This is a genomic window from Synechococcus sp. LTW-G (assembly GCF_054459035.1).
The window spans coordinates 288,666-313,443 of the sequence record NZ_JBTKYW010000002.1; the positions used below are offsets into that span (position 1 = coordinate 288,666).

The following is a 24,778-nucleotide window of genomic DNA, read 5'->3' on the forward strand; positions in this document are numbered from 1 at the left end:
GCAGGGCGTGATCAGGCAGCGGCCATCTTTTGGATGCGATCGACCTTCCAGTCGTCCTCGACTTTCACGAAGGTGAAGTCCAGGGGCAGCTCGGCGTTGTCTTCGGCCTTGAGCTTCACGGTCAGGGTGATCTGGTCTTCTTGGATCCGGGGCCGGCCGGACTTGAGGTTGCGGTACTTGTTCAGCTGCAGGCCGGCCAGGAAGCGAATGAACTGCTGCCGGTTCACGTGGGAGCGGTAGTTCTTGGTGGTCAGCAGGTAGGCGGCGTCGATTCGGCCGGAGGCCACCTGGGTGAAGAACTGCTTGATGACCGGATTGATCCCCCGGGCATTCAGCACCAGCTTCACGGCGCTGATGGTCCAGTAGAGGAGGAGGGCCCCGGCGCCAGCCAACAGGGCTTTGGTGCCGATCTGAGAGATCAGGGCCGTATTGAGGTCCATCGCGCCCGGGACAGTTGTATGCGGCCCACGAGTCTGACTGACGGCCCCGTCAGAATGCGGCGCAGCCGTCCAGCTCCTCCGGCGTGCCCCTTGCACCGCTGCTGCCGCTGTATCACCGCCTGAACCGCGAGCACTTCGACGGTTCCCTGGCCAGCGCCGATGGCACCAGCCTGGTGAGCGTGCGCTGGAGTGACGGGCGGATGCGCCGCAGTGCCGGTCTCTACCGCTACGGGCCCGGCATCAGTGAGATCGTTCTCTCGCGCCCCTTGCTGGAGCCGCTGCCGCTGGAGGCCTGCCTCAGCACGCTCTGCCACGAAATGATCCACGCCTGGATCCATCGGGTGGTCCGCGCCGATGAGGTCCATGGACCCCAGTTCCGGGCGCGGATGGCGGCGATCAATGGGGCCCAGCAGGAGTTCCAGGTCAGCGTGCGCCATAGCTTTCCGGTGCCGGCGCAACCGGCGAAGTGGCTGGCCCGCTGCCCCGGTTGCGGCCTGCAGTCCCCCTACCGCCGCCGCCGTCAGGGGGTGGCCTGCCGTCAATGCTGCGACCATTTTGAAGGCGGCCGTTGGAGCGCCCGTTTCCAGCTGGTCTTCGAGCGCTCCGCCGCCTAAGTTCCGCCCATGGCCACGGTTCTTTGGGTTTGGCAACTCAGCGGCGTCTCGATCGCCCTGCTGGGTCTCGGGCGTGAGCGCTGGTTGCGTGCCCGCCGCCTGGGGCGGGGGTAGGCCTCACTAGCCTGATTGGATGCGCGACTCCTACGACGACTGGTCCCCTGAGCGACCGGAGCGCCCGGCCTACCGCCGCGGGGAGCGCGGCCTTGACCAACGGATGGACCAGTGGGTGTCAGCCGGCCGCCAGCTGGTGGACGGTGTCTCCGGCGCTCGTCCAGGTGGTCGCCGTGCCTCCTCGGGCCTTCGCCTGGATCAGGTCGGACGTTGGGTGGAGGACAAGATTGACTGGCTTCTGGAAGATGACGACGGCTGGCGGGAGTCCTGGGAGGAGCCCTCGGCGCCCCAGAGCCGTCGCCAACCCTTAGATGCGATCTCCCGCCGAGGTCGATCTGCTCGCCCCGCAGTGGCCCCCGCGCCCGTGCGCGTTGAGGCTCAGCCGCAACCCAGTGCCCCTGCCTCGTCCCAAGAACCCGTCGACCCCGACGCTTGGCCAGAAGACGAGAGCTTCACGCTGAACCGCTGGAAGCGGGAGGCCAGCCCACGGATCTCAGATCGCAGCGTGGAGGTGGTTGATCCTCAGCCGTTCGATGCGGGTCTGGGTAGGTCGCTGCCCCGCTCAACCCGGCGACGCGTCCGCTGAACCTGGTGCTTGGAGCGCCGGGTGCCGGCTTTCCGTTCCTGCACTTGGAAGGGGCAGCCCTGCTGGCGCAGTTGGGCGTTCACCGGCGCGATCAAATCGCGGGGAACGTCCTCGGCCATTTGCTCGACGCTGGTGCTGATGGAGGCGCAGCCGTCCGACAGCAGTTCCAACAGAGAGGCCCACTGCTCGACAAGGGTCGGCTGGGGAGGGCTGGTGCTGGTGTGGGGCCGTCTGCGAGAGCGGCTCCTGAACGGAATCACGGTCATGACCATCCGATGCGTTAGGTCAATCATCCCGCCAGCACACCGGACCGCAACCTGTCAATCCTTTTTCCGTTCAACTCGTAACACTTGTTAGAAAGTGTTATGGAGTTTTTGTTCGGCAGGGCCCAGCCAGCGCTCCAGCAGTGGTGAGAACACCTCACGGATCACGGTGAGTTCCCGGCCTCCGCGAAAGAAGCGGTAATGGCGGCTCCAGTAGGGGCCTGGGATCCCAAACCCCTCTTCCAGTGATGGTGCCTGGACCCGGGCCAGGCCATCGACCTCGCGGTAGAGCTCGGCGCGGTTGGCGGTGAGGCTGGTCCAGATCGGCTGGTTGCGGGCCTGGAGGTGTTGTTCGGCTTGCTCTTGGTTCCACCAGCTCTCAGCCCAGGCCAGGGTGAGGGGACCGCAGCGCAGCCAGACCTGTCTGCGCACCAGCGGTGGTTCGAGCTCTTCCACCTCCAGGGGGGCTTCGCTGGCCACCTGCTGATCGGCCTGCATGGCGATCACCTCCACCTGGACGGGTTGCCCCGTTAGGGATTGCAGGTGGCGGGTGGGGCTGCCATCCCCCAGCAGCAGCAGGCGCCAAGGACCGCTGAGTTGGGGGCCGCCGCTGACGGCATCGGCACAGAGGCCCGCGGCCACGGCCTCAGGCGCGGCTTGCCAGAGGGGCTGGGGCGAGGGCCAAAGCTCAGTGGCTTGATCCGAACTGCTCAGGGGCTTGGCTTTAAAAACCTGACCCGATGCTGACGCGCCGGCGCACGCCACTGCGTTCGATCACGGCCCCATCGCTCTGAATCGAGACCAACCGCCAGCCGCTGCTGCCGATCTGCTCTCCGATCAGGGCGTTGCTGGAGCTCTTGCCCTGTTGAAAAATGGCCGACCCGCGTTGGCCGGGGATCTGGACGACACCCACCAGCTCCGGCAAGGCTTCTGCTGGGGCCTCTGACTCGCTTGGGAGGGCCGGAAGAGGCGGGAGCTGCGTGATCCAGGCCTCCTCTGGCGGCGGTGGCGGCAAGGCCTCGCTGGTGGCGGGCTCTTCGTTTGGGGTGAGGTTGCGCAGGTCGCTGAGCAGGCGGGCGTTGCGCTCGATCTGGAGTTGCCGTTGCGCGCTACTCCAGCCCTGATAGAGGCCAAGGCCGGAGCCCAGGGCACAGAGCATCAGGCCGCCCAAGAGCCACTGCTTGGACTGCAGGCGCAGGGCTGGGCGGGTCCGGTTGGCTTCGGTCGACGTTGTCTCGCGAACGTCGACCTCAATGGCGTCGTTGAGCTCGGCCTGCTGCGCGGAGGCCGGTTGAAAGACCCGATCCATCACCTGCTCGGCCTTGAGCTCCCAGTAGGCCGTCGAGGTGTTGATGGAGCGGATCGGGCCCACGCGGCATAGCGCTGTGGGTGAACCCTATCGGCTTGGCGGAGTGCTGACGAGGGTGTTGTTGCGGCGACTGTCTAATTCCAACCAGAGCATCAGAGCCGTCACATCGGCATGGCTGACTCCAGGAATCCGTGAGGCCTGCCCCAGGTTGCTCGGTGCGATGGCGCTGAGTTTCTCGCGGGCCTCCCGCGAGAGCGTGCCGATCTGTTCGTAATCGATTCCCTCGGGGATCCGTCGCTCGGCTTGCTTTTTCAGTTGATCGATTTGCTGCTGCTGCCGGGCCAAGTAACCGCTGTATTTGATGTCGATCTCTGCCCCCTCACGCACGTCGAGGGGGAGCTCGGCTTCGGCGAGGCCATGGCGCACGAGATCTGCGCTGTGGAACCCCGGACGCCGCAGCAGGTCGGCCAGGGTGATCGATCCTTTGATGGCCGCCTTGGTTTCCTCGGCCACGGCAGCCGCCACAGGGTCGCTGACCTTGAGTCGCACGCTTTCGAGCCGCTGCTTTTCGGCTTCGATGGCCTCCTGTTTGCGCTGGTAGATCTCCCAGCGACGGTCGTTGATTAAACCCAGCTCACGGCCCAGGGGCGTCAGCCGGCGGTCGGCGTTGTCTCCGCGCAGCACCAGCCGGTATTCACTGCGGCTGGTCAGCACCCGGTAGGGCTCCCGCAGATCCTTGGTGATCAGGTCATCGATCATCGTGCCGATGTAGCTCCCTTCCCTGGGAAAGTGCACCGGCTCCAGCTGGCGCAGCTGACGCACGGCATTCAGGCCCGCCACCAGGCCCTGGGCTGCAGCTTCCTCGTAGCCGGTGGTTCCGTTGAGTTGCCCGGCGCTGAAGAGTCCCTTGACCCGTTTGGTCTCGAGGGAGGGCTTGAGCTGGGTGGCGGGCAGGTAGTCGTAATCAACGGCATAGGCCGGCCGCAGCATCACGCACTGCTCCAGCCCGGGCAGGGTGCGCAGCAGTTCCAACTGCAGCCGCTCCGGCAGTCCCGTGGAGAACCCCTGGACATAGATCTCCGGGGTGTCTCGGCCTTCGGGCTCCAGGAAGATCTGGTGGCTGTCCTTGTCGGCAAAGCGCACGATCTTGTCCTCGATCGAGGGGCAGTAGCGGGGCCCTTTGCTGTCGATCACCCCGCCATAGATCGGCGTCAGGTGCAGGTTGTCTTTGATCAGTTGGTGTGTGGCCGGGGTGGTGCGGGTGATGTGGCAGCTCATCTGCTCACCGCTGACCCAGCTGGTGGGATCAAAGGAGAAGAAGCGATCGGCGGCGTCGCTGGGTTGCTCCTCCAGTTGATCGAGGGCGATGCTGCGGCGATCCACCCGTGCCGGCGTGCCGGTCTTCAGGCGATCGGTCTGGAAGCCCAGCTCTTGCAGGGCCTCGGTCAGACCCTCGGCCGCCTGTTCACCGGCCCGACCCGCTGACATCGATTGATGGCCGACCCAGATCTGTCCGCCGAGGAAGGTGCCGGCGGTCAGGATCACGGCCCCGGCGCTGTAGGTGCTGCCGAAGTAGGTCCGCACGCCCTGGATCGCGGCGTCCTCGACCACCAGTCCGGTGACCATGGCCTCGCGTAGGGCCAGGTTTGGGGTGTGCTGCAGCAGTTGCAGCATCTGCCGGGAGTACTGGCGCTTGTCGGTTTGGGCGCGCAGGGCCCAGACCGCTGGACCGCGGCTGGCGTTGAGGACCCGTTTCTGCAGCGCGGTGGCGTCGGCCAGCCGCCCGATCACGCCGCCGAGGGCATCCACCTCGTGAACCAGCTGGCTCTTGGCCGGACCGCCCACCGCCGGATTGCAGGGCTGCCAGGCAATCCGATCAAGGTTCAGCGAAAAGAGTGCGGTGCTGCAGCCCAATCGGGCGGCGGTGATCGCCGCTTCACAGCCGGCATGACCGCCGCCCACGACGATCACGTCGAAGTGCTCGATCGGGGCGAAGTCAGCGGACACCATCCTTCGACGCTACGGCGCCGCCAGGTTGCGGAAACGGGTGAACTGCGGCTCAAACAGCAGCTTGACCGTGCCCACCGGCCCGTTGCGGTGCTTGGTCACGATGATCTCGGTAATGCCGCGATCGGGGGTGTCGGGGTTGTAGTACTCGTCCCGGTAGATCATCAGCACCAGGTCGGCGTCCTGCTCGATCGAGCCCGATTCCCGCAGGTCGCTGAGCATCGGCCGCTTGTTGGTCCGTGATTCCACGCCACGGCTGAGCTGGGAGAGGGCGATCACCGGCACGTTGAGCTCCCGGGCCATTTGTTTGAGGCCTCGGGTGATCCGCGAGAGCTCCTGGACCCGGTTATCGGAGCCGCTTCCTTCCATCAGCTGCAGGTAGTCGATGATCACGACCCCGAGCTCCTTGCCGCTTTCGGCCATCAGCCGGCGGCAGAGGGAGCGCATCTCCAGCACGCCGGCATTCGGCTTGTCGTCGATGTAGATCGGCATCTGCCCCAGGGTGCTGATGCCCTGGCCCAGCAGGGGCCATTCCTCCGGCTGCAGCCGACCGGTGCGCAGACGACCGCTTTCGATGCCCACCTCCATCGCCAGCAGTCGATAGGTGAGCTGCTCCTTGCTCATCTCCAGGGAGAAGACGCAGACCGGCAGGTTGTGGAGCTGGGCCACGTTCTTGGCCAGGTTCAGCGTGATGGCGGTTTTGCCCATGGCGGGGCGGCCGGCCACGATGATTAGGTCGCTGCGCTGCAGCCCCTGGGTCATCGCATCGAGGTCGTAGAAGTTGACCGGGATGCCGGCCACGGCCGTTCCCAGGGAGCGGCTTTCGATCTCGTTAAAGGTGGCCGTCAGGATTTCCGCCGTTGGGGTGAGGCCAACGCTGGGCTTCTCCTGGCTGATGGCAAAGATCTTTTGCTCGGCCTCATCCAGCACCTGCTCCATGGGCTTGCCCTGATCGAAGCCCAGCTGAATCACCTCGTTGCCGGAGCGGATCAGCTGACGGCGCAGGAACTTGTCCATCACCAGGCGTGCCACCTGGTCGATGGAGGCGGTCGAGAGGGTGCGCTCCACCAGCTCCACCAGCCGGCCGCTACCACCCACCTTCTCCAGGGCTCCGGTGTCCGCCAGCCAGGCGGTCATTGCCGTGAGGTCCGTGGGTTTGCCCTGGCCATGGAGCATCAGGGCGGTGCGATAGATCTCCCGGTGGGCGGAGAGATAGAAGGCCTCCGGTTGCAGCACATCGGCGACGCGGCCGATGGCATCGGGGTCCAGCAGGATCCCGCCCAGCACGGCTTCCTCGGCCTCGAGGTTTTGGGGGGGCACGCCATCGGGCATCGCCTCGAAGCGTTCGTCCTCCCGCGGTCTGCCCCGGGGCGCCGCGCGACCGCCGCCGGCCTCATCGGCGTCGCTTTGGCTCAGGGGAACGCTCACCATTGTTTGGCCGGGGCTTCAACGAAAAAGCCGCCAGTCCCGTTGGGGCCTGACGGCGAAGGGGTTGCTCATTGTGGCGGGAACCGATCGGTTCGCCCAGACCACGCTGAACGGTTCTTAGTGGCTGACCACTTCGAGGTTGATCTCGGCGGTGACGGCGCTGTGGAGCTTGACCTGCACCTTGTAGGTGCCGGTGCGGTGGATTTCGGGGACGATGATGTCGCGGCGGTCCACTTCCTTCTTGGTGGCGGACTCGATGGCCTCGGCCACGTCGGCGTTGGTCACGGTGCCAAACAGCACGTCATCGCCACCGGTCTGCTTCTTGACGGTGAAGCGGCCGATGGTGTCGAGGGCGGTGCGGAAGTCCAGGGCTTCCTGCTTGAGGGCAGCCTGACGCTCAGCTTCCTTGGCGCGGCGGTGCTCCACCTGCTTCAGGACCGCGGGGGTCAGGGGAACAGCCTTGCCTTGGGGAAGGAGGAAGTTGCGGGCATAACCGGGGGCAACGTCCACCAGGTCACCGTTCTTGCCCAGGCTCAGGACGTCCTCGCTGAGGACTACGGATACACGCTTAGCCATGGGGATGCAGTCGAACGATCATCGAATTTGGCGATTGATCAGACTACGCCACCACTTGCGGCCTGTGCTAGCAGCGGCCCAGGCAGGCGCACCTGGGTGGCGAGTCCCAGCCGTTGCAGCAGCCGGATGTGCATCCAGGTGAGGTCCGGTTCGCGCCAGCCCCAGCCGTGGCGCGCTGAGTGGGGGTAGGCGTGGTGGGTGTTGTGCCAGCCCTCGCCGAAGGTCAGGGCAGCGACCCAGGGGTTGTTGCGGGAGCCGTCGCCGCTGTCGTGACGGATGTAGCCCCAGCGGTGGGTGGCGGAGTTCACCAGCCAGGTGCAGTGGTAGACGACCACCAGGCGGAGGGGAATGCCCCAGAGCACCAGGGCCCAGCCGCCGGCGCCGCTGACCGTGCCAATCCAGAAGAGCAGTCCCGCCAGGGGCAGCTGCAGCGCCAGAAACCAGCGGTTCAGCCAGCGGTAGTAGGGGTCCTTGGCCAGGTCCCCCGTGAACTGGGGCACGGCCTGCTCAGCGGGGATATCCCGGAACATCCAGCCCATGTGGCTCCACCAGAAGCCCTGGTGGCTGTTGTGGTGATCTGAATCCGTATCCGAAAACTTGTGGTGGTGGCGGTGCAGGCCCACCCAGTCAATGGGGCCGTGCTGGCAGCTCAGGGCGCCGCAGGTGGCGAAGAAGCGCTCCAGCCAGTGGGGCAGCCGCAGAGCCCGATGGGAGAGCAGTCGGTGGTAGCCGATGGTGACCCCCAGGCAGGCCGTGACCCAATAGAGGATGGCCAGGGTGCTAGCGGCTTCCCAGCTCCAGAAGCGTGGCAGGAGGGCGACGAGGCCCAGGCCATGCAGGGCGGCCATGAAGCCGATCACCCCCCAGTTGCGGGGGAGCTGGTTGATGGGCGTTTGGGCGCGGTTGGCCCAGACGCTGCTGCGGCTGATGGTGGCAGTCATCTCCCTCCTCCCGATACGGACGCGATGTTCTCGCTAAAATGGTAGCAGTACGGATCCGTATCGGGTGAATTATCGGGACGAACTCGAAGCAGGTCGTGACGCGTTTGGGCATCTGATCAAGGTCTGGCACGAGCGGAACGGCTGGAGCCAAAGGGTTTTGCCCGCCCTGGCGGAGCGCCTCGAGCTCGGCCGTGTCCACAATTCCCAGCTCTCCAACCTGCGTAACCGCAAGTTGACCTCCCCCGGGCCGGAGCTGTTTGTGGCCCTGGGCCGCATCAACGAATTGCTGGCGGCCCAGGGCCCGGTTGGACTCTCGCCAGAACTGGAGCAGCAGATCAGCGATCAGCCGGAGTTGCTCGCGGCCCTGCAGTCCTCGGCGCTGCCCCTGTTGAGTGATTCCGATGAGGCCTTGGGCCCAGCCCAGCTCTTCGAGATCTTTGTCGGCCTGCGCCAGCCGCCGGGGGCCTTTGACCTGCGCATTGATGTCGCCGAGGCGGCGGGCTTAAGTGCCGCCTTGGCGGAGCTGCTGACCGCCGGCCGTCCCTGGCGGCTCTGCAGAGAGCAATTGATCGCGGCCTACCCCGGGGAGAAGCGACAGAGACGGGAGCGCTTCGTTGAAGTGATGGCCGGTCAGCGGGAATACAGCGCCGAGGAGTTGGATGCCGAACTGGCGGATCTGCGCCGGACCCTGGCGGTGCTGGGGGCGGCGGATGAGCAGGAGCTCAGCGCCGATCAATTTTTGGAGCTCCTACGCCAAAAAGCCCGACTGCTGGAGCAGCCGGGCCAAGGGGAGGAGGAGTCCGATCTGGCGGAGGCGATCCGCCGTCAGTTGCAGGCTTAGCCGCTGTAGCGGGCTTCGCGCACCCGCTTGGCCCAGCCCAGCTTGCGCAGCAGCTTGATGTGCTGCCAGGTGATGTCGAACTCGAACCAGCGCAGGCCATGACGGGCGCTGGAGGGGTGAGCGTGGTGGTTGTTGTGCCAGCCCTCGCCAAAGCTCAGGATCGCCACCCACCAGCAGTTGCGGGAGAGATCCGGGCAGTCGAAGTTGCGATAGCCGAAGGCGTGGGTGGCGGAATTCACCAGCCAGGTCACGTGATAAACGATCACCAGGCGCAGGGGGATCGCCCAGAGCACCAGACCGAGGCCGCCGCCATGGACTTGGGCCGCTTCGCCGTACCAATACAGGGCTGCACCCAGGGGGATCTGGAGCAGGAGGAACCAGCGATCCAGCCAGCGGTAGAGCGGATCCTGGAGCATGTCGCCGGTGAAGCGGTGGATCTCCTTGATCGCTGGGATCTCGTGGAGCATCCAGTCGCTGTGGGCCCACCACAGGCCGCGGGCGGCGTCGTGGTGGTCGTTCGGTTGGTCGGAGAACTTGTGGTGGTGGCGGTGGAGGCCGACCCACTCGATCGGACCGCTCTGGCAGGCCAGCGTGCCCATGACCACCAGCACCCGCTCCACCCACTTCGGAGCAACAAAGCTGCGATGGGCCACCAGGCGGTGCAGGCCCAGGGTGACGCCGATGACGGTGGTCCAGTACAGGACTGCGAGCACGGCAACGCCTTGCCAGCTCCAGTACTGGGGCAGCAGCGCAAAGACAGCACCAACATGGATCGCCAGCATGAAGCCGGTGGTCCCTGACTTGTATTTCCTCTGACTACGGGGAAGTTGTGCACGGGGCACCACCAGGGCGGCGCGCATCCGAGCCTCTTGGGCGGCGGTATACCCATTGGATCCGCTGGCTTGGTCCGCCCCCTCGCGCTGAGAAGGGTGGGCCGCCGCAGCGGTGTCGGGGGCTTGGACCAAGATGAACTCCTTGAAGGGGCGCAGGCGTCGGGTCGCTGTGGTGCTCCAGCAAGGGAGCCTGCGCACCAATGGCCTGGGATGTCAGTCGGCTGTAGCCAAGACATCAGTTTGAAAAATCTAGACGGCTGGCCCACCGTCACGCGGGAGCAGCATGGGTTCACCTGTGGATGGCCATGACCTCTCCTCACCAGGCCTGGGCTGCTGATCAGTTGGCCGTTGCCCTGGAGCGCACGGCGCCGGTGGCCCAGGAGCGTCGGGCTGGCATCAAGCCCCGGTTGCAGCGAGTTCTCGATGCCTTCGCGGCCGAGCGGCTGGGGGTGCACCATTTCGCCTCCGTTAGTGGCTACGGCCATGGGGACCTGGGCAGGGAGGTGCTCGACCGGGTCTTTGCCCGGGTGCTGCAGGCCGAGGCGGCCGCGGTGCGCCTGCAATTTGTGAGCGGCACCCATGCCATCGCCGCTGCCCTCTATGGGGTGTTGAGGCCCGGTGATCGGCTCTTGGCCCTGACGGGGCGTCCCTACGACACCCTGGAAGAGGTCATTGGCATCCGGGGCGAGGGACAGGGGTCCCTGGCGGAGTTCGGGGTGGCCTACGACGAGCTGGATCTCCTTCCCGATGGGAGCGTCGATGAGGCGGGAATCGCTGGGGCACTGGCTGTGCCCACCCGCATGGTCCTGATCCAGCGCAGCTGCGGCTACAGCTGGCGCCCGTCCTTGACCGTGGCGCAGATCGCTCGATTGGTGGAGCGGGTCAAGGCGGTTCAGCCCGGCTGCCTGGTGTTCGTCGACAACTGCTACGGCGAGCTCGTTGAGCTGCAGGAGCCCACGGCCGTCGGAGCGGACCTGATGGCGGGCTCCTTGATCAAGAACCTCGGCGGCACGATTGCCCCGACGGGCGGCTACGTCGCCGGGCGCGAGGAGCTGGTGGAGCAGGCCTGCTGCCGGCTGACCGCCCCGGGCATCGGTAGTGAAGGGGGAACAGGCTTTGACCTGCATCGCCTGCTCTTCCAAGGACTGTTTTTGGCGCCGCAGATGGTGACCGAGGCGCTGCTCTGCGCTGAGTTGACCGCAGCGGTTTTTGACGGCTTGGGGTATGCGGTTAAGCCCCTGGTGGGAGGGGTGCGCAGCGATGTGATTCAGGCGGTGCGCCTGGGTTCCCCCGAACCGCTGAAGGCCGTCTGCCGCGCCTTTCAGACCTGTTCCCCTGTGGGCTCTTACCTCGATCCGATCCCAGCACCGATGCCCGGCTACGCCAGTGAGTTGGTGATGGCGGGCGGGACCTTTATCGATGGCAGCACCAGTGAGTTCTCCGCCGATGGCCCCCTGCGGGAGCCCTACGTCCTCTATGCCCAGGGTGGCACCACCCAGGCCCATGCGGAGCTCGCCTTGGAGCGGGCCCTGCTGGCGTTAGCTGAATCCCATTACAAGGGTGGCCCTGGGAACAGCCGCGCCTCGGCAAATTCGACAGACTGATATCCACTTTCGCTGCGGCGCGGCCCATGGGTCTGCACTATCCCGATGACTGCCGCTATTCCGACAGCCACGAGTACGTGAAGTCCGAAGGGGAGCTGGTGCGCGTTGGCATCAGCGCCTTTGCGGTCGATCAGCTGGGGGACATCGTCTTTGTGGAGTTGCCCGAGGTGGGGGACAGCCTCAGCCAGGGCTCCAGCTTCGGTTCGGTGGAGTCGGTGAAGGCCGTGGAGGACATGCTCTCCCCGATCGATGGCACCGTGGAGGCCCGCAATGAGGCGGTCCTGGCGAGCCCCGAGGAGCTGCAGAACGACCCCTATGGCGAGGGTTGGTTGCTGTTGGTGCGTCCGAGCGCTCCGGCCCAGATCGAGGCTCTGATGGATGCCGCGAGCTACGGCGCCAAGGTCGACGGTCACTGATGGAGTTGAGCGCCTTCGTTCAGCGCCACATCGGGCCCACGCCCGCTGAGCAGCAGTCGATGCTGCGAGATCTCGGCCTGCCTGACCTGGAGGCCTTGGTGCGCCAGGTGGTCCCCGAGCCGATTCGTCTGGAGCCTGCCCAGGCCTTGGAGGGGTTGCCGGCGGGTTGCCAGGAGTCCCAGGCCCTAGCCGAACTGCAGCAGATTGCGGCGGCGAACGAGGTCCGCCGTTCCCTGATTGGCCTCGGGTACTACGGCTGCATCACCCCGGCGCTGATTCAGCGCCATGTCTTTGAAAACCCGGCCTGGTACACCGCTTACACCCCCTACCAAGCGGAAATCAGCCAGGGGCGCCTGGAGGCACTCCTGAATTTCCAGACCCTGATCAGCGAGCTCACCGGCCTGCCGATCGCCAACGCCTCGTTGCTGGATGAGGCCACGGCGGCGGCGGAGGCCATGGCCCTGAGCCTGGGGGCTTGCCGCAACCGCAGGGCCCGCCGATTCCTGGTGGATGAGGCGGTCTTCCCGCAGACCTGGGCGGTCCTTGAGACCCGGGCGGAACCGCTGGAGCTCGAACTGGAGCGGGTCAATCCCCAGGAACTCCTGGAGCGGCCCGAGGTGCTCAGCGACGCCTTTGGTCTGCTGCTGCAGCTGCCGGGGACCTCGGGGGCGCTCTGGCACCCGGGTGAAGTGATCGCCGCTGCCCGGGCCGCAGGCGTGATCGTGACGGCGGCTGTGGATCCCTTGGCCCAGGTGCTGATGGCACCGGTGGCCGAGCTCGGTGTGGAGATTGCCGTCGGGAGCACCCAGCGGCTGGGCATTCCCTTGGGCTATGGCGGCCCCCATGCGGCCTTCTTTGCCACGACTCCTACCCACCAGCGCAAGATTCCAGGCCGTTTGGTCGGTCAATCCGTCGATGCCGAGGGGCATCCGGCGTTGCGCCTGGCGCTGCAGACCCGTGAGCAGCACATCCGCCGCGACAAGGCCACCAGCAACATCTGCACTGCCCAGGTTCTGCTGGCGGTGATGGCCAGCTTCTACGCGGTGCACCACGGCCCCGATGGCCTGACGGCGATCGCCCGGCGTCTGGTGCTGCTGAGGGAGCTCTTGCGGCGTGGCCTCGAAGCCCTGGGCTATCCCCCCGAGGCGGCCCCGGGCCTCGACACCCTGCGGGTGCACTGCCCGGATGCGGCGGACGTGATCGCGCGGGCGGCGGCGGCGGGCTTCAACCTGCGGCCTGAGGCCGACGGGTTTGCCATCTGCCTCGATGAGCTGAGCGACCTCGAGGAGCTGCAGCGCCTGCTCTCCGCCCTGGCGGCCCTGCCGCAACGGGCCCCGGATCTGGTCCAACTCGAGCACGCCCTGTTGCAGGAGAGCCAGGGACAGCCGATCGAGGAGCGCCTCTGGGGAACCTTGGTGCCCCGTCGCTCGCGCCCATGGCTGCAGCAGCCGGTTTTCCATCGCTACCGCAGCGAGACGGAGTTGCTGCGCTACATCCAGCGGCTCGTCTCCAAGGACTTCTCCTTGGTCCACGGGATGATCCCGCTGGGGAGCTGCACGATGAAGCTCAATGCAGCGGCAGAGCTGCTGCCGGTCAGCTGGCCAGGGTTTGCGGGACTGCATCCCTTCGCGCCGGCGCACCAGAGCGCGGGCTATCGCCGTTTGGTGGCGGACCTCGAGCATTGGCTGTCGGCAATCACGGGCTTCGCCGGGGTGTCCCTGCAGCCCAATGCCGGCTCTCAAGGGGAATACGCCGGCCTACTGGTGATTCGCGCTTATCACCGCAGCCGCGGCGACCAGCAGCGCCGGATCTGCTTGATTCCCACCAGTGCCCATGGGACGAACCCCGCCAGCGCCGTCATGGCTGGTTTGACGGTGGTGGCCGTGGCCTGCGACGACCAGGGGAACATCGACCGGGCGGATCTGCAGGCCAAGGTCGAAACCCACAAGGACGAGCTGGCGGCCCTGATGGTCACCTACCCCTCCACCCATGGCGTCTTCGAGGAGGGCATCCGCGAGATCTGCGCCTTGGTGCATCAGCACGGCGGACAGGTGTATCTCGATGGCGCCAACCTCAATGCCCAGGTGGGCCTGGCGAAGCCCGGGATCTATGGAGCGGATGTCTGCCACCTGAACCTCCACAAGACCTTCTGCATCCCCCACGGCGGTGGCGGTCCGGGGGTGGGGCCGATCGCTGTGGCCTCTCACCTGTTGCCCTTCCTGCCGGGTCATCCGTCTGCGGAGGCCTGTGGGGGTGATCAGGCCATCGGACCGGTGAGTGCGGCCCCCTGGGGCAGCGCCAGCATTCTTCCGATCAGCTGGATGTACATCCGGATGATGGGCGGCGCGGGCCTGCGCCAGGCCAGTGCCGTTTCCCTCCTGGCCGCCAATTGGTTGGCCCATCAACTGGAGGATCACTTCCCGGTGCTTTATCGCGGCCAATCCGGACGGGTTGCCCATGAATGCATCTTTGATTTGCGGCCGCTCAAGCGCAGTGCCGGATTGGAGGTGGATGATCTCGCCAAGCGCCTGATGGACTACGGCTTCCATGCCCCGACGGTCAGTTGGCCGGTGGCGGGAACGGTGATGGTGGAGCCCACCGAAAGCGAGGGTTTGGCGGAGCTGCAGCGCTTCTGTGATGCGATGGCCGCCATCCGCGCAGAGGCTGCAGCGATTGAGTCTGGGGCGATGGATCCTGAGAACAATCCCCTTAAACGTGCGCCGCATACGTTGTCAGCGGTGACGGCGGATGTTTGGGATCGTCCCTATAGCCGTCAGCAGGCGGCCTACCCCCAGGGAGAGGCGCAGCAGCAGGGCAAGCTTTGGCCGGCGGTGGCTCGCATTGATAACGCCTTCGGTGATCGCAACCTGGTCTGCACCTGCCCATCGGTTGAGGAAATGGCCGTTTCCACCTCAACAGCAGCTTGATTAGGGTTTAAATTCTTTGGCAAAGGGAAAAGTGCAGAATTTCTTTCTGCATCGTCCCTTGATTTCCTCTCAAAATCTGCTGCAACTGCAGTCATCGCTGTAGTCCAGGGGGCCCATGAGCGACGAGACCAAAACAACGACCCTCGAAGATCAGCCGGCAGTGAAGTTGCCTTCTCTGCAGGGCAGCCTCCATCAAGCAGCCGTGACCGGTCAGACCCTGCGGGTCGAGGGCACCAACGTTGTGCGGGTTCCCTTCGGTGTTCGCCGCCCGCGCCGCACGCGTCCTGCCCGCCCTGAGCATTGGGCCACCGTGGTGCTGCCGTTCCAGGCTGGTGGTTCTACCCCGCCCCCGCCGCAGGCCGCCTAACTGGCGTTCTGGTCAAGGCGCCAGTCGATCAGCGCCTTGACGTCTTCCACTGAACTGGCTGGGGCCCGAAAGGGCAGCAGCTTCATGGGGCTGCGTTCGGGCCTGACCATCCAAGAGAGATCCTTCTGGGGGATCAGTACGAAGCCGCGATAGCGAACGATCCAGCGCTGAGAAGTCGGACTGGCTTTGGGCAGGGCTCCCATCCAGCGGCAGTGGCATCAGATCTTCATTTCAGCCCTTGTCTGGCTGAGCCCCCCTGAATTCAGGTTTTCTTCCGCTGCAGATCACGAGATCTTGCAGGGCGCTCAGTAGTTGGCGCCGCTGCGGCGTTGGTGAACGGCGGTGGTGGCCTCCGCATCCAGCAGTGCTCCGGATCCCACCTGGGCATAGATCAGCCAGTGGTCGCCGCATTCCATGCGCTGTTTGACGCTGCAGTCGAGCCAGGCCAGGGCCTCGGGAAGGATCGGTTGACCGCCAGGGCTCTGCTCGAGCTCCAGGCCTGCAAAACGATCGGCCCCCGGGGCGAAGGGCTGCAGGAATTGCTTCATCGGTCCGCTCTCGCGCCCGGAGGCCAGGACGTTGAGGGCGAAGGAATCACCGACGTGCAGCAGGGCCTCCACGGCCCGGTCCTTGGCGACGGCCACCGTCAGGCCCGGCGGGCTGAAGCTCGCCTGGCTGACCCAGCTGGCCACCATGGCGCCGCTGAGTTGACTTTCGCCAGCGCCCTTGCGCGTCGTCAGGACGCAGAGGGATCCCACGACCCGGCCCAGGGCGAGGACGGCTGGGTTGCTGCGGCTTTCGCTGAGGCCACCACTGGTGGAGCTGCGGCGTTGGGCCTTGCGTTGCGCTGTGATCAGGCTGCGGCCCAGGCCCGTTCCGGTTTCCTCCAGGGTCTTGATCGTGGCCGCATCGGGGCTGAACTTCACCCGCACCGGCTCAAAGGCGAAGCTGAAGCCGCCGTCGCGCAACTTGCTCTCGAGCAGATCGATGGCTTCACCGCTCCAGCCGAAGCTGCCGAAGACACCAACCGGCTTGGAGCGATCACCCTCTGCCAGCACCGTGCCGAGGGCGGAGACGATCGGCGTTGGGGCATGCCCACCGAGGGTGGGGGAGCCGATCAGCAGGGCATCGCAACTGCGGATGGTCTCCAGCAGTTTTTCGGCTGGGGTGAATTCGCAGTTGACGCTCTCGACCCGCACGCCGGTGCGGGAGACCCCTTGGGCCAGGGCGTCGGCGATGGCGGCGGTGTTGCCGTAGGCGCTGGCAAAGAGCAGCGCCACCGAGAGGCTGGAGCGCTCTTGGGATTCACCCCAGCGCCGGTAGTCCACCAGCAGGCTGCGCCAGCTTTCGGCGATGGCTGGGCCGTGTCCCGGGGCGATGCAGCGGATGGAGAGCTCATCGATGCGGTTGAGCACCGCTTCCACCTGCCGGGCCATCGGAGCCATCAGGCAGTCATAGAAGTAGCGGCGGTCTTCTTCGGTGCTGCTGCGGTTGGCTTCGGCCCACTCCTGGCTGCAGAGGTGGGCGGAGAAGAACTTGCCGCTCATCAGCAGGCCGGTGGTCTCCTCGAAGGCCATCAGCGCCCCGGGCCAGCGCGGGGTCGGAGCGGAGAGCAGGTTGATCCTGTAGCCGTCCGTGCGCTCAAGGCTGTCTTCACCGCGGACCACGGTCAGGGGCGGCAGCTCCGGCAGGGCGGGCGCTTCCTGTTCTGTGGGTTTGCGCTGGGCCCAGAGGTCCTGCAGCAACTTGGCGCCCGGGTTGGAGGCGATCAGCCGGAGCTTCTGCCAGCGGCGGGCTAGCTCGTGCAGCAGGGCAATCCGGTTGGGGTTGACGTGGCTGACGACCACCTGGAGTTCGCTGTCGCTGGGGACCAGCTCCGCCAGTTGCTCCAGGTAGGGCTCGGCGAAGGAGGCACCGGGGGGGTGGACCAGCAGAGCTGCGGCTTCGCTGCTGGGCAGGAAGAGGAAGCTGTTGGCGCTGGTGCCGCGCTCGAGGCCGTACTCCACCTCGAAGCGCAGGCGCTTGGGGCTGAGGCCCCTCAGGCAAACCAGGCCGGGTTCGATCGGCAGCTGAATGACCTGCCGTTCTGCAGTGGCGACGGCCATCAGTAGTGGTTCCCCACTTTGCGGTGGTGAACGGCCGTGCGTGCCTCGGTGTCAGAGACGTTCCCCTGCTCGACCTCGCCGTAGATGATCCAGTGGTCCGGGCCCTCCATCCGCTGGCTGACGCGGCAGCCGAGGAAGGCCAGGGCATCGCCCAGGACCGGTCCGCCGTTGGCCACGCCATCGAGGGTGTTGACCCCGGCAAAGCGATCCGCACCCGGCGGGAAGCGCTTGAGGAAGTGCCGCATCAGGTCCTGGTAGTTGTCCTCCCGCAGGATGTTCAGCACGAAGCGATCACCCACCTGCAGCAGCGCTTCGATGGCGCGGTCCTTGGCCACGGCCACGGTGATGCCGGGGGGATCAAAGCTGGCCTGGCTGACCCAGCTGGCCACCATCGCTGAGGCCCGCTCGTCCTGGCGTGCGGTCACCACATAGAGACCGCCAGAGAGGCGCCCGAGGGCCTTGTCCAAGTCGCCATCGAGGGACTTCATCGCGGCGATGGTCTTGGCTCGGGTCAGGAGTTGACCGAGGTCCGTGCCGGCTTCTTCGCAGCGCTGGTAGTCGTTGCCATCGGGAACCTGGCGCACCCGCAGGGGTTCGAAGGCTTCCTTCTGGCCCATGCTGCGTAGCTGCGTGGCGACCGCATCAATCGGTTCGTCGTTGCCGCCGTAGGCGTCGTAGCTGCCGATCCACTGCTTGGGTTTGAGGGCCGCCAGCAGGGTTCCGATGGAGGCCTGCAGCTCCGGGTCGGGATTGGCCGGCCAGGTGGGAACCACGACGGCGCTGGCCTCGCCGATCAGGGCGCTGAGTTCCTGGGCGTCGGTGGCTCGCAGGTCCACCAGTTGCACCTGGGCTTCGGCTTTGCCAATGCCACGGGCGATGGCCTGGCTGAGGCGGTCGCAGAAGCCGTATTGGCTCAGGTAACAGACGGCGGCGTAGGCCTCGCCTTTGCTGCGGTCGCTGCTCCAGTCCTTGTAGTCCCCCATCCAGAGGTTGAGGTGGTGGCGCAGCAGCGGTCCGTGCCCGGTGGCGATGGTGTTGATGGTGCCCTCGAGGCCATCCATGCGCTTCATGGCCTGGAGGACGCTGCGGGCGTTGGGGCCCATCAGGCAGTCGTAATAGAAGCGGAAGTCGGGAGCGAGGGCGCCGGGGTCCACATCGAAGGCGTCCTCGGAGCAGTAGTGCATGCCGAAGGCATCGCAGGTGTAGAGGATCCCGGTGCCGTGGTCGAAGGAAAAGATCGTGTCTGGCCAGTGCAGGTTGGGGGCACTGAGGAACTCGAAGCGGTGCTGAATGCCGCTCTCGGGGTTGGTGCCCAGGTCCAGCTCCTCGCCGCTTTTGACGGCGCGGCTTTTGAAGGGGCGATGCACCTGGTTCTCGAGGAACTGGATGGCGACCTTGGAGCCGACGACCTCAATGTCCGGGTTGAGGTCAATGACGTGGCCGACTAGGCCGGAGTGGTCCGGTTCGGTGTGGCTGACGATCAGCACGTCGATGGCCTTGGGATCGATTTGCTTCTTGAGGAGCTCGAGCCAGATCCCTTCGAACTTGAGGTGGCTGGTGTCGATCAGGGCGGTGCGCTCACCGCGCACCAGAAAGCTGTTGTAGGTGGTGCCGTTGCGCAGGCCGAACTCGATGTCGAAGCGGCTGCGGTCCCAGTCCAACGAGCGGATGGTGCTGGTGTCCTTGGCGATGGCCTCGCACTGCAGGCTGAGCCGGGGCGTGCTTGCAACGACAGCCATGGGATCACCAGGGGGGCTGGTGAACTCTACGGAGCTTCTCTGGAGAGCTGGCTGATCGAGCCGTCCCCTCCAGTCACAAAAAAGCCCTGGCTTGCGGCCAGGGCTGTGTCCCGTCTCTCTCTGGTTGGTGTGATCGTTCTGGTCGCCTAGCCCTCCACCTTCACTGAGACGGTGGTCATGGTTTGGGCCTTCGGCGCGGTGACCAGTAGAAGGCCATCGCGGTAGTGGGCTTCAAGGCCCTCCCGGTCGATGCCGGAGGGGAAGCGGAAGCTGCGGCTCCAGGTGCCATAGCGGAATTCGCTCAGGAGCGGCGCTTGGGCATCAGCGGCCTCCTCGGGGGCGAGGCGCTCGGCGCTGATGACGAGGGTGCGATCGGTGGCTTTGACATCGATCGAGTCGCGCTTCACGCCCGGCAGTTCCAGGGTGATGGCGAAGCCAGCCTCGGTTTCACGCACTTCGGCGGCGGGCACGCGCTCGGCGGTGTGCAGTTGCTGCTCGAGTTGTTCGAACAGATCAAAGGGTGATTGGCGCAGGGTCAGCATGGCTGTTCCTCCAAGACTTGACTGGGCGGGGTGATGACCCGCAACGCCAATGTGGCTCCGCTGAATGACAACCAAGAGGGCGCAAACCGACCCTTTCAGTACGGCCATCACCCCTCGGGTTCGGTTGCTACACCTTGGTTTTCGTAGGAGCCGAACCGTTCCTTAGAGCCACCACCAGTCGCTGAAGGCCGCGGCTTGACCGCAGGGTCGACCATCGGCGTCCTGGAGGCACCAGAGCCGGGCGTTCTGGATCTGAAAGCGCCGGCCGCTGCTGCTGATGCGGATGCCGCTGTACCCCTCGATCGCTTGCTGGTTCAAGGCCTGCTGCAGCGCGAGCGCGCGGCTTTGGCGCTCCTGCGGTTCGGCGGTCAGTCGCGAGGGCATGCCGACCATGACGCTCCAGGGGCGCTCCCAGAGCTGCAGGGCTGCGGCATTGGCGTAGGTCAGGCAGGGGTCGCTGCTGCCGTCATGGGCCAGGACGACGAGATCGGCTGAGAAGAGCTCCTGGGCCGACGGTGCCAGAGGCCGGCCAAAGGCCTGGTGGTGGGATTGCAGGAGTTGCTCGGCCAGTTGGCGTTTGCCGGGGGTGAGCCAGGGGGCAGGCGCCTGCTCGAGTTGTGGTCGCTGATCGCTCAGGGACACCTCAATCCTCTTGCTTGCTGCCGGCGGCCATGGCGGTGGCCATGGCCGTGGCGCTGAAGCTGGCGCCCTGGGCCTTGAGGTGTTCGACGAATTGCTTGCCGGCCTCCGGGAAGCGGCCGTCCTCCGCCAGGGGGATGGCTCCGGCTTCATCCAGGCCGGTGTCCCCCTCCATGGCCGGGGTGATGACCACCAGGCCGGGGTCGAGGGCGGCTCCGTAGCGCCACCAGCGCTTGGGTTCGCGGATGGAGATCGGAGCCGGGTGCAGTTGGGGCGCGTTGGCCTGCTCTGCGTCGGGGTTGGCCTTGGCCTCCTTGGCTTTCTTGGCCAGCAGGGCCCGGCGCTTGACCGCCAGGTCGCTGAGCAGCTGGGCGCGGGTCCGGCCCCGCAGCTGGAAGAGGACGAAGGGGTCTTCGCTGAAGCGCTCCCCCATCAGGTAGTAGACGGCGCTGACGTGCTTGCAGGGGTTGACCTTGTCGGGGCAGGTGCACTCGCTGCGCACCTCCTGCAACTTGAAGGGGAAGAGCCGCTTGCCGCTGGCGGCAAAGGCGCGCTCGATGTCCTGGGGCATCACCCCGGCCAGCAGCTGGGCGGACCAGCGGGCCTTTTGCCCGAGGGCCTCAAGCACGTAGTTCCAGTCCTCATCGTTGAGGACATCGAGCCAGAGCTTCACCTTGTAGGGGTCTTCGCCGCTGCCCTGCACCCGGGCGTGCACCCGGCGCCCCTCGAAGCGAATGGAGAGGACGTTGCCCTCGCGGGCATAGGCCCAGGCCCGCTCTAGGCGTTTCTTGAAGCGGTAGCCATTGATCAGCTCCATCCACTGCTCAACCCACCAGGACTGCTGGCTCAGGCCCTCATCGCCGAGCTGGGTGGTGATGCCGTTGCTGGAGAGGGTCATGGGATCAGTCCTCGCTGAGGGTGACGAGTTCTTTGAGTTGGCTCACATCCATGCCGCCGAGCCAATCTTCACCGGAGCCAACGATGTCTTCGGCGAGCTTGGACTTCTCCTTGATCATGCGGTCGATGCGCTCCTCGACGGAGCCACTGGTGATGAACTTGTGGACCATCACCCGGTTCTGTTGTCCGATCCGGTAGGCACGGTCGGTGGCCTGGTTTTCCACGGCGGGGTTCCACCAGCGGTCGATGTGGAAGACGTGGCTGGCCCGGGTCAGGTTCAGGCCGACGCCGCCGGCCTTGAGGGAAAGCAGGAAGAGTTGCGGGCCGCGGGGGTCGTCCTGGAAGCGATCGACCATGGCCTGGCGTTCGGTCTTGCTGGTGCTGCCGTAGAGGAAGGGCACCTCCTGGCGCCACTTGTGCTCCAGGTGGGCCTTGAGCAGATGGCCCCATTCGGCGAATTGGGTGAACAGCAGGGCCCGATCGCCCGCTTCCATCACTTCCTCGAGGATTTCCTCCAGCCGCTGCACCTTGGCGCTGCGGGCGGCGAACTCCTTGAAGAAGCTGGCATCGGCGTCGGCTGGGTCCTGCTTGAGGGCCAGGGCCGGGTGGTTGCAGATCTGCTTGAGCTTGGTGAGTAGCGCCAGCACCTGACCATGTTTCTGGCCGAGGGGCGACCGGGCGATCGCATCGAGGCTCTCGTCCACGGTCTTGGAGTAGAGCTTCTTCTGCTCGGGGGCCAGGCCCACCCATTCGCTCAGTTCCACCTTCTCGGGCAGGTCGGAAATGATCGATTTATCGGTCTTCAGGCGGCGCAGGATGAAGGGGCCGACGCGGCCCTTGAGGTCCCGCAGCGAGGACATGTCGCCGTAGCGCTCGATCGGCATCCGGTAGCGCTGGCGGAAGAAGGGCTCATCGCCGAGCACCTTGGGATTGAGGAAGTCCATCAGGGCCCAGAGCTCGCTCACCCGGTTCTCCACCGGTGTGCCGGTCAGGGCGATGCGGAAGCGGGGACCCTTGCCGGGGCGCCCCATGTCCCGTGCCGCCATGGATTGCTTGGCGGCGTGGTTCTTGATGGCTTGGGCTTCATCGATCACGACCCCCTGCCAATCGACCTTGTCCAGCAGTTCGCTGTCCCGTTGCAGCAGGCCGTAGGTGGTCAGCACCAGGTCCACACCCTTCAGCGCTTTTTTCAGGGCCTCGGGGCTGGAGGGGCGGCGGGGTCCGTAGTGCTCGTTGACCGTCAGATCCGGGGTGAAGGCCGCGGCTTCCCGCTTCCAGTTGGTCAGCACCGAGGTGGGAGCGACCAGGAGCACCGGGCGTTTGAGCTCCTCTTCGGCCTTGAGGTGCTGCAGGAAGGCCAGCAGCTGGATCGTTTTGCCAAGGCCCATGTCGTCGGCCAGGCAGGCACCCTGATCGAAGCGATGCAGGAAGGCCAGCCAGCCCAGACCGCGCTCCTGATAGGGCCGCAGTTGTCCGGCGAACCCAGGGGGCGCAGGCAGGGGATCGGGGGCTTTCTGCTGGTGGTACTGCTCCAGCACCGCCTGCAGGCGGGGCCCGGCCGTGAAGGCATGGACCGGCAAGCGGGAGAGGGTCTCCCCTTCATTGCCCGTGATCCGCAGGGCGTCATCGAGGCTGAAGGGGGGCTCAGCGGAGCAGAACTTCTCGGCGTTCTTGAGGTCCAGGGGCCGCAGTTCGATCCAGGCCCCCTTGTGCTGCACCAGCGGGCTGCGCTTGGCCGAGAGCTTCTCGAGGTCCTTGAGGTTCAACGTGACCCCACCGATCATGAATTCCCAGCGCCACTCCAGGGTTTCCCCGAGGGTGAAGCCGCGGGACTTCTCGGGCAGCTCGGCGGTGATGGCCAGGCCCAGGCGGCTGGCGAGGCCACCGGAGAGGCTCGCGGGGAGCACCACCCCGACACCCACATCCCGCAGGCGGGCAGCGGCGGTCCGCACCAGGACGAAGGCTTCCGCGGGGGTGAGCTGCATCGCCTCAGGGGTGGCGGCATCCAGGCCTCGCTCCAGCGGCTCAAAGGCCAGCAGGGCGCGGCCCAGGCCCTCCAGCAGCAGCGCTCCAGGCTGCTCCAGTTGGATCTCACCCAGGGCCAGGTTGCTGTCGCCAGCCGCCCAGACCAGCCCGGCGGGCACCCGCAGGCTGGGGTCGGCTTCCGCCTGGAGGCCGAATTTCAGTTCCCAGAGTTCCTCCCCTTCCGGCGGGGTGAACAGCTCCAGGCAGGCACGGGCGGGAGCCACCTTGCCGGCGACGGTCTCGCGCCAGTGGTTGCTGGCGCCGCCGAGGCGCTCTTGCTCCTCCTCATCGAGCTTGAGTTTCCCGTCGCGGCTCGCCAGGCCCTCTTCCCAGGCCGCCAGCAGTGGATCGAGGCCGGCTGCGCCGGGTTGGAAGGCTTCGCGTAGCTGGCCGTCCACCAATTTTTCGACGATGCTCGCCACGAGTAGTCGGTTCGAGCGGGGACGGCCGCAGGCCAACTGGGGATCTGGGCTGGAGGCCGCCACCACCTGGGGCATGCGCGAGGCCAGCTCCTCGAGCCTGCGGCGGTCGTCCTCCCGGTTCAGCAGGGGGCGCCAACTGGCCTTGCCATCCGCGCTCTCGGGTAGCCACCGGCCCCGGGCGATCAGGCTGAGGCACCAGCGCTGGACGTGGCACCACCAGAGCAGGTCATCACCCAGTCCGGCCTCGTAGGCCCCCGAGAGGGGCAGTTGATTGAGCCAGGCGGCAGCGGGGCCCGGTTTGAGGAACCAACCCTCGACTTGCCAGGGCCACCAGCTCAGATCCTTCGGCAGCGGTTCTCCCGACTGCAGCGGCAGACCGCTCCAGGCACTTGATTCGCTGCTTTTTTGTCCTTTGCTCAGTTGCTGCCGGCTCGGCAGGGTCAGGGTGACGGTGGCCTGGCGCAGGTCCTCGGACCAGAAGTTGTTCTCGTCCAGCCAGGTGGCCAGATCGTCGAGATCCAGGCTGAGGGGGTGGAACGGTGCCTCAGCCGCCGGACTCAGCGGTTCGGCCACGCGCCAGGTGTCCGCCCAGATCAACAGGCCGGCTGTGGGCGCCTTGCCTTTGGCGAAGCTTCCCGCCGGGACGACGGGCAGCCAGGTGGCATGCAGCAGGCTCATGGGGGCGGGGCCTGGGGATCAGGGGCGCCGCTGGATCGGTTCAACCCGAGTCACGACAAGTCGCGATAGGGCCATCGATCCGTGCAACACCAGCGCGGCGCCGATCAGCGGCAACCAAGCACGAATGAACCCCATCATCACAGTTGGAGCGACCTGAGCCAAGCTCTCGGGCCAAGGTTCCTCCAGCGGCCAGGGCAAAAGGGCTGGAAGGCCCAGGCTGTGGATGCCGCAGACGGCCCCGACCAGGCCCGCCTGCAGGTGGCCGTCATCGGGGTCCACCCGCTGCAGGTGGAAGGCCAGTAGGCCATAGAAAAAGCCGCAGCCACCGGCCCTGAGGGCTGACTCCAGTCCCAGGGGCAGGCCCAGGGTCAGGGCGCTGAAACCCGCACCGAGGGCCCAGGCGATGGAGCGCAGCCGCAGTTCGGCCCGGCTGTGCTCAGCGGTGGCGGGGGAGGCGGCGCTCAT

The 24,778-nt window shown here is 66.2% G+C and carries 24 protein-coding genes; 7 read left to right on the forward strand and 17 right to left on the reverse strand.

Translation table 11 applies throughout. The features are described 5' to 3' along the window. Nucleotides 1-11 precede the first annotated feature (11 nt). Entirely contained in the window at nucleotides 12-440 is a 429-nt protein-coding gene (locus ACXIQ9_RS05455) for a DUF4864 domain-containing protein (RefSeq protein WP_010313615.1), read from the reverse strand. Between the two features lie 83 nt (nucleotides 441-523). Between ACXIQ9_RS05455 and ACXIQ9_RS05460 the strand changes: the two genes are divergently transcribed. Beyond that, nucleotides 524-1,054 (forward strand): SprT family zinc-dependent metalloprotease, encoded by a 531-nt coding sequence (locus ACXIQ9_RS05460; protein WP_459015997.1) that lies wholly within the window; start codon nucleotides 524-526, stop codon nucleotides 1,052-1,054. Nucleotides 1,055-1,187: 133 nt separating this feature from the next. Next, entirely contained in the window at nucleotides 1,188-1,754 is a 567-nt protein-coding gene (locus ACXIQ9_RS05465) for a hypothetical protein (RefSeq protein WP_296416133.1), read from the forward strand. Here the strand turns inward: ACXIQ9_RS05465 and ACXIQ9_RS05470 are convergent. The 7 genes from ACXIQ9_RS05470 to ACXIQ9_RS05500 form a co-directional block, all read right to left on the reverse strand. Next, nucleotides 1,691-2,047: a hypothetical protein gene (locus ACXIQ9_RS05470; protein WP_296416134.1), complete on the reverse strand. Its 357-nt coding sequence runs from the start codon at nucleotides 2,045-2,047 to the stop codon at nucleotides 1,691-1,693. The two genes, ACXIQ9_RS05465 and ACXIQ9_RS05470, sit on opposite strands and share 64 nt — an antisense overlap. Nucleotides 2,048-2,107: 60 nt before the next feature. After that, the gene (locus ACXIQ9_RS05475) at nucleotides 2,108-2,731 is read right to left on the reverse strand and encodes a chorismate lyase (protein WP_459016094.1); all 624 of its coding nucleotides are present in this window, start codon (nucleotides 2,729-2,731) and stop codon (nucleotides 2,108-2,110) included. Between the two features lie 10 nt (nucleotides 2,732-2,741). Continuing rightward, entirely contained in the window at nucleotides 2,742-3,389 is a 648-nt protein-coding gene (locus ACXIQ9_RS05480; protein ID WP_459015998.1) for a hypothetical protein, read from the reverse strand. Nucleotides 3,390-3,413: 24 nt separating this feature from the next. Then, the gene (gene mnmG / locus ACXIQ9_RS05485) at nucleotides 3,414-5,336 is read right to left on the reverse strand and encodes a tRNA uridine-5-carboxymethylaminomethyl(34) synthesis enzyme MnmG (RefSeq protein WP_459015999.1); all 1,923 of its coding nucleotides are present in this window, start codon (nucleotides 5,334-5,336) and stop codon (nucleotides 3,414-3,416) included. A 9-nt stretch (nucleotides 5,337-5,345) separates the two neighbouring features. After that, nucleotides 5,346-6,764, reverse strand: coding sequence for a replicative DNA helicase (gene dnaB / locus ACXIQ9_RS05490; RefSeq protein ID WP_459016000.1), 1,419 nt, complete (start codon nucleotides 6,762-6,764; stop codon nucleotides 5,346-5,348). A 114-nt stretch (nucleotides 6,765-6,878) separates the two neighbouring features. Next, a complete protein-coding gene (gene rplI / locus ACXIQ9_RS05495) occupies nucleotides 6,879-7,337 on the reverse strand; it encodes a 50S ribosomal protein L9 (protein ID WP_459016001.1) in 459 nt (152 codons plus the stop codon). Between the two features lie 38 nt (nucleotides 7,338-7,375). Beyond that, nucleotides 7,376-8,278 (reverse strand): acyl-CoA desaturase, encoded by a 903-nt coding sequence (locus ACXIQ9_RS05500; RefSeq protein ID WP_459016002.1) that lies wholly within the window; start codon nucleotides 8,276-8,278, stop codon nucleotides 7,376-7,378. A 64-nt stretch (nucleotides 8,279-8,342) separates the two neighbouring features. Between ACXIQ9_RS05500 and ACXIQ9_RS05505 the strand changes: the two genes are divergently transcribed. Next, nucleotides 8,343-9,119 (forward strand): hypothetical protein, encoded by a 777-nt coding sequence (locus ACXIQ9_RS05505; RefSeq protein ID WP_459016003.1) that lies wholly within the window; start codon nucleotides 8,343-8,345, stop codon nucleotides 9,117-9,119. Here ACXIQ9_RS05505 and ACXIQ9_RS05510 read toward each other — a convergent pair. After that, a complete protein-coding gene (locus ACXIQ9_RS05510) occupies nucleotides 9,116-9,979 on the reverse strand; it encodes an acyl-CoA desaturase (protein ID WP_050778407.1) in 864 nt (287 codons plus the stop codon). The genes ACXIQ9_RS05505 and ACXIQ9_RS05510 overlap by 4 nt on opposite strands. A gap of 272 nt (nucleotides 9,980-10,251) precedes the next feature. Between ACXIQ9_RS05510 and ACXIQ9_RS05515 the strand changes: the two genes are divergently transcribed. The 4 genes from ACXIQ9_RS05515 (at nucleotide 10,252) to ACXIQ9_RS05530 (ending at nucleotide 15,266) form a co-directional block, all read left to right on the forward strand. Continuing rightward, on the forward strand, nucleotides 10,252-11,556 hold the full coding sequence (locus ACXIQ9_RS05515) for a methionine gamma-lyase family protein (protein ID WP_459016004.1): 1,305 nt from the start codon (nucleotides 10,252-10,254) through the stop codon (nucleotides 11,554-11,556). A gap of 26 nt (nucleotides 11,557-11,582) precedes the next feature. Beyond that, the gene (gene gcvH, locus ACXIQ9_RS05520) at nucleotides 11,583-11,972 is read left to right on the forward strand and encodes a glycine cleavage system protein GcvH (RefSeq protein ID WP_010313585.1); all 390 of its coding nucleotides are present in this window, start codon (nucleotides 11,583-11,585) and stop codon (nucleotides 11,970-11,972) included. Further along, on the forward strand, nucleotides 11,972-14,899 hold the full coding sequence (gene gcvP / locus ACXIQ9_RS05525; RefSeq protein WP_459016005.1) for an aminomethyl-transferring glycine dehydrogenase: 2,928 nt from the start codon (nucleotides 11,972-11,974) through the stop codon (nucleotides 14,897-14,899). The genes gcvH and gcvP overlap by 1 nt, the downstream gene beginning before the upstream one ends. A gap of 115 nt (nucleotides 14,900-15,014) precedes the next feature. Then, nucleotides 15,015-15,266, forward strand: a complete 252-nt coding sequence (locus tag ACXIQ9_RS05530; protein WP_010313581.1) for a hypothetical protein — start codon at nucleotides 15,015-15,017, stop codon at nucleotides 15,264-15,266. Here ACXIQ9_RS05530 and ACXIQ9_RS05535 read toward each other — a convergent pair. From ACXIQ9_RS05535 to ACXIQ9_RS05570, 8 genes are all read right to left on the reverse strand, one after another. After that, entirely contained in the window at nucleotides 15,263-15,469 is a 207-nt protein-coding gene (locus ACXIQ9_RS05535) for a hypothetical protein (protein ID WP_247476751.1), read from the reverse strand. The genes ACXIQ9_RS05530 and ACXIQ9_RS05535 overlap by 4 nt on opposite strands. 102 nt (nucleotides 15,470-15,571) lie before the next feature. Continuing rightward, complete coding sequence (locus tag ACXIQ9_RS05540; RefSeq protein WP_459016006.1) at nucleotides 15,572-17,371, reverse strand: flavin reductase; 1,800 nt, start codon at nucleotides 17,369-17,371, stop codon at nucleotides 15,572-15,574. Next, complete coding sequence (locus ACXIQ9_RS05545; protein ID WP_459016007.1) at nucleotides 17,371-19,110, reverse strand: diflavin flavoprotein; 1,740 nt, start codon at nucleotides 19,108-19,110, stop codon at nucleotides 17,371-17,373. Before ACXIQ9_RS05545 ends, ACXIQ9_RS05540 begins: the two co-directional genes overlap by 1 nt. Before the next feature lie 146 nt (nucleotides 19,111-19,256). Continuing rightward, a complete protein-coding gene (locus tag ACXIQ9_RS05550) occupies nucleotides 19,257-19,652 on the reverse strand; it encodes an Hsp20/alpha crystallin family protein (protein WP_185186733.1) in 396 nt (131 codons plus the stop codon). Between the two features lie 162 nt (nucleotides 19,653-19,814). Then, nucleotides 19,815-20,294 (reverse strand): MEKHLA domain-containing protein, encoded by a 480-nt coding sequence (locus tag ACXIQ9_RS05555; RefSeq protein ID WP_459016008.1) that lies wholly within the window; start codon nucleotides 20,292-20,294, stop codon nucleotides 19,815-19,817. A 1-nt stretch (nucleotide 20,295) separates the two neighbouring features. After that, complete coding sequence (locus tag ACXIQ9_RS05560) at nucleotides 20,296-21,189, reverse strand: SWIM zinc finger family protein (RefSeq protein ID WP_459016009.1); 894 nt, start codon at nucleotides 21,187-21,189, stop codon at nucleotides 20,296-20,298. 4 nt (nucleotides 21,190-21,193) lie between these two features. Then, nucleotides 21,194-24,313, reverse strand: a complete 3,120-nt coding sequence (locus ACXIQ9_RS05565; protein ID WP_459016010.1) for a DEAD/DEAH box helicase — start codon at nucleotides 24,311-24,313, stop codon at nucleotides 21,194-21,196. An 18-nt stretch (nucleotides 24,314-24,331) separates the two neighbouring features. Further along, nucleotides 24,332-24,778, reverse strand: coding sequence for a hypothetical protein (locus ACXIQ9_RS05570; RefSeq protein ID WP_247476768.1), 447 nt, complete (start codon nucleotides 24,776-24,778; stop codon nucleotides 24,332-24,334).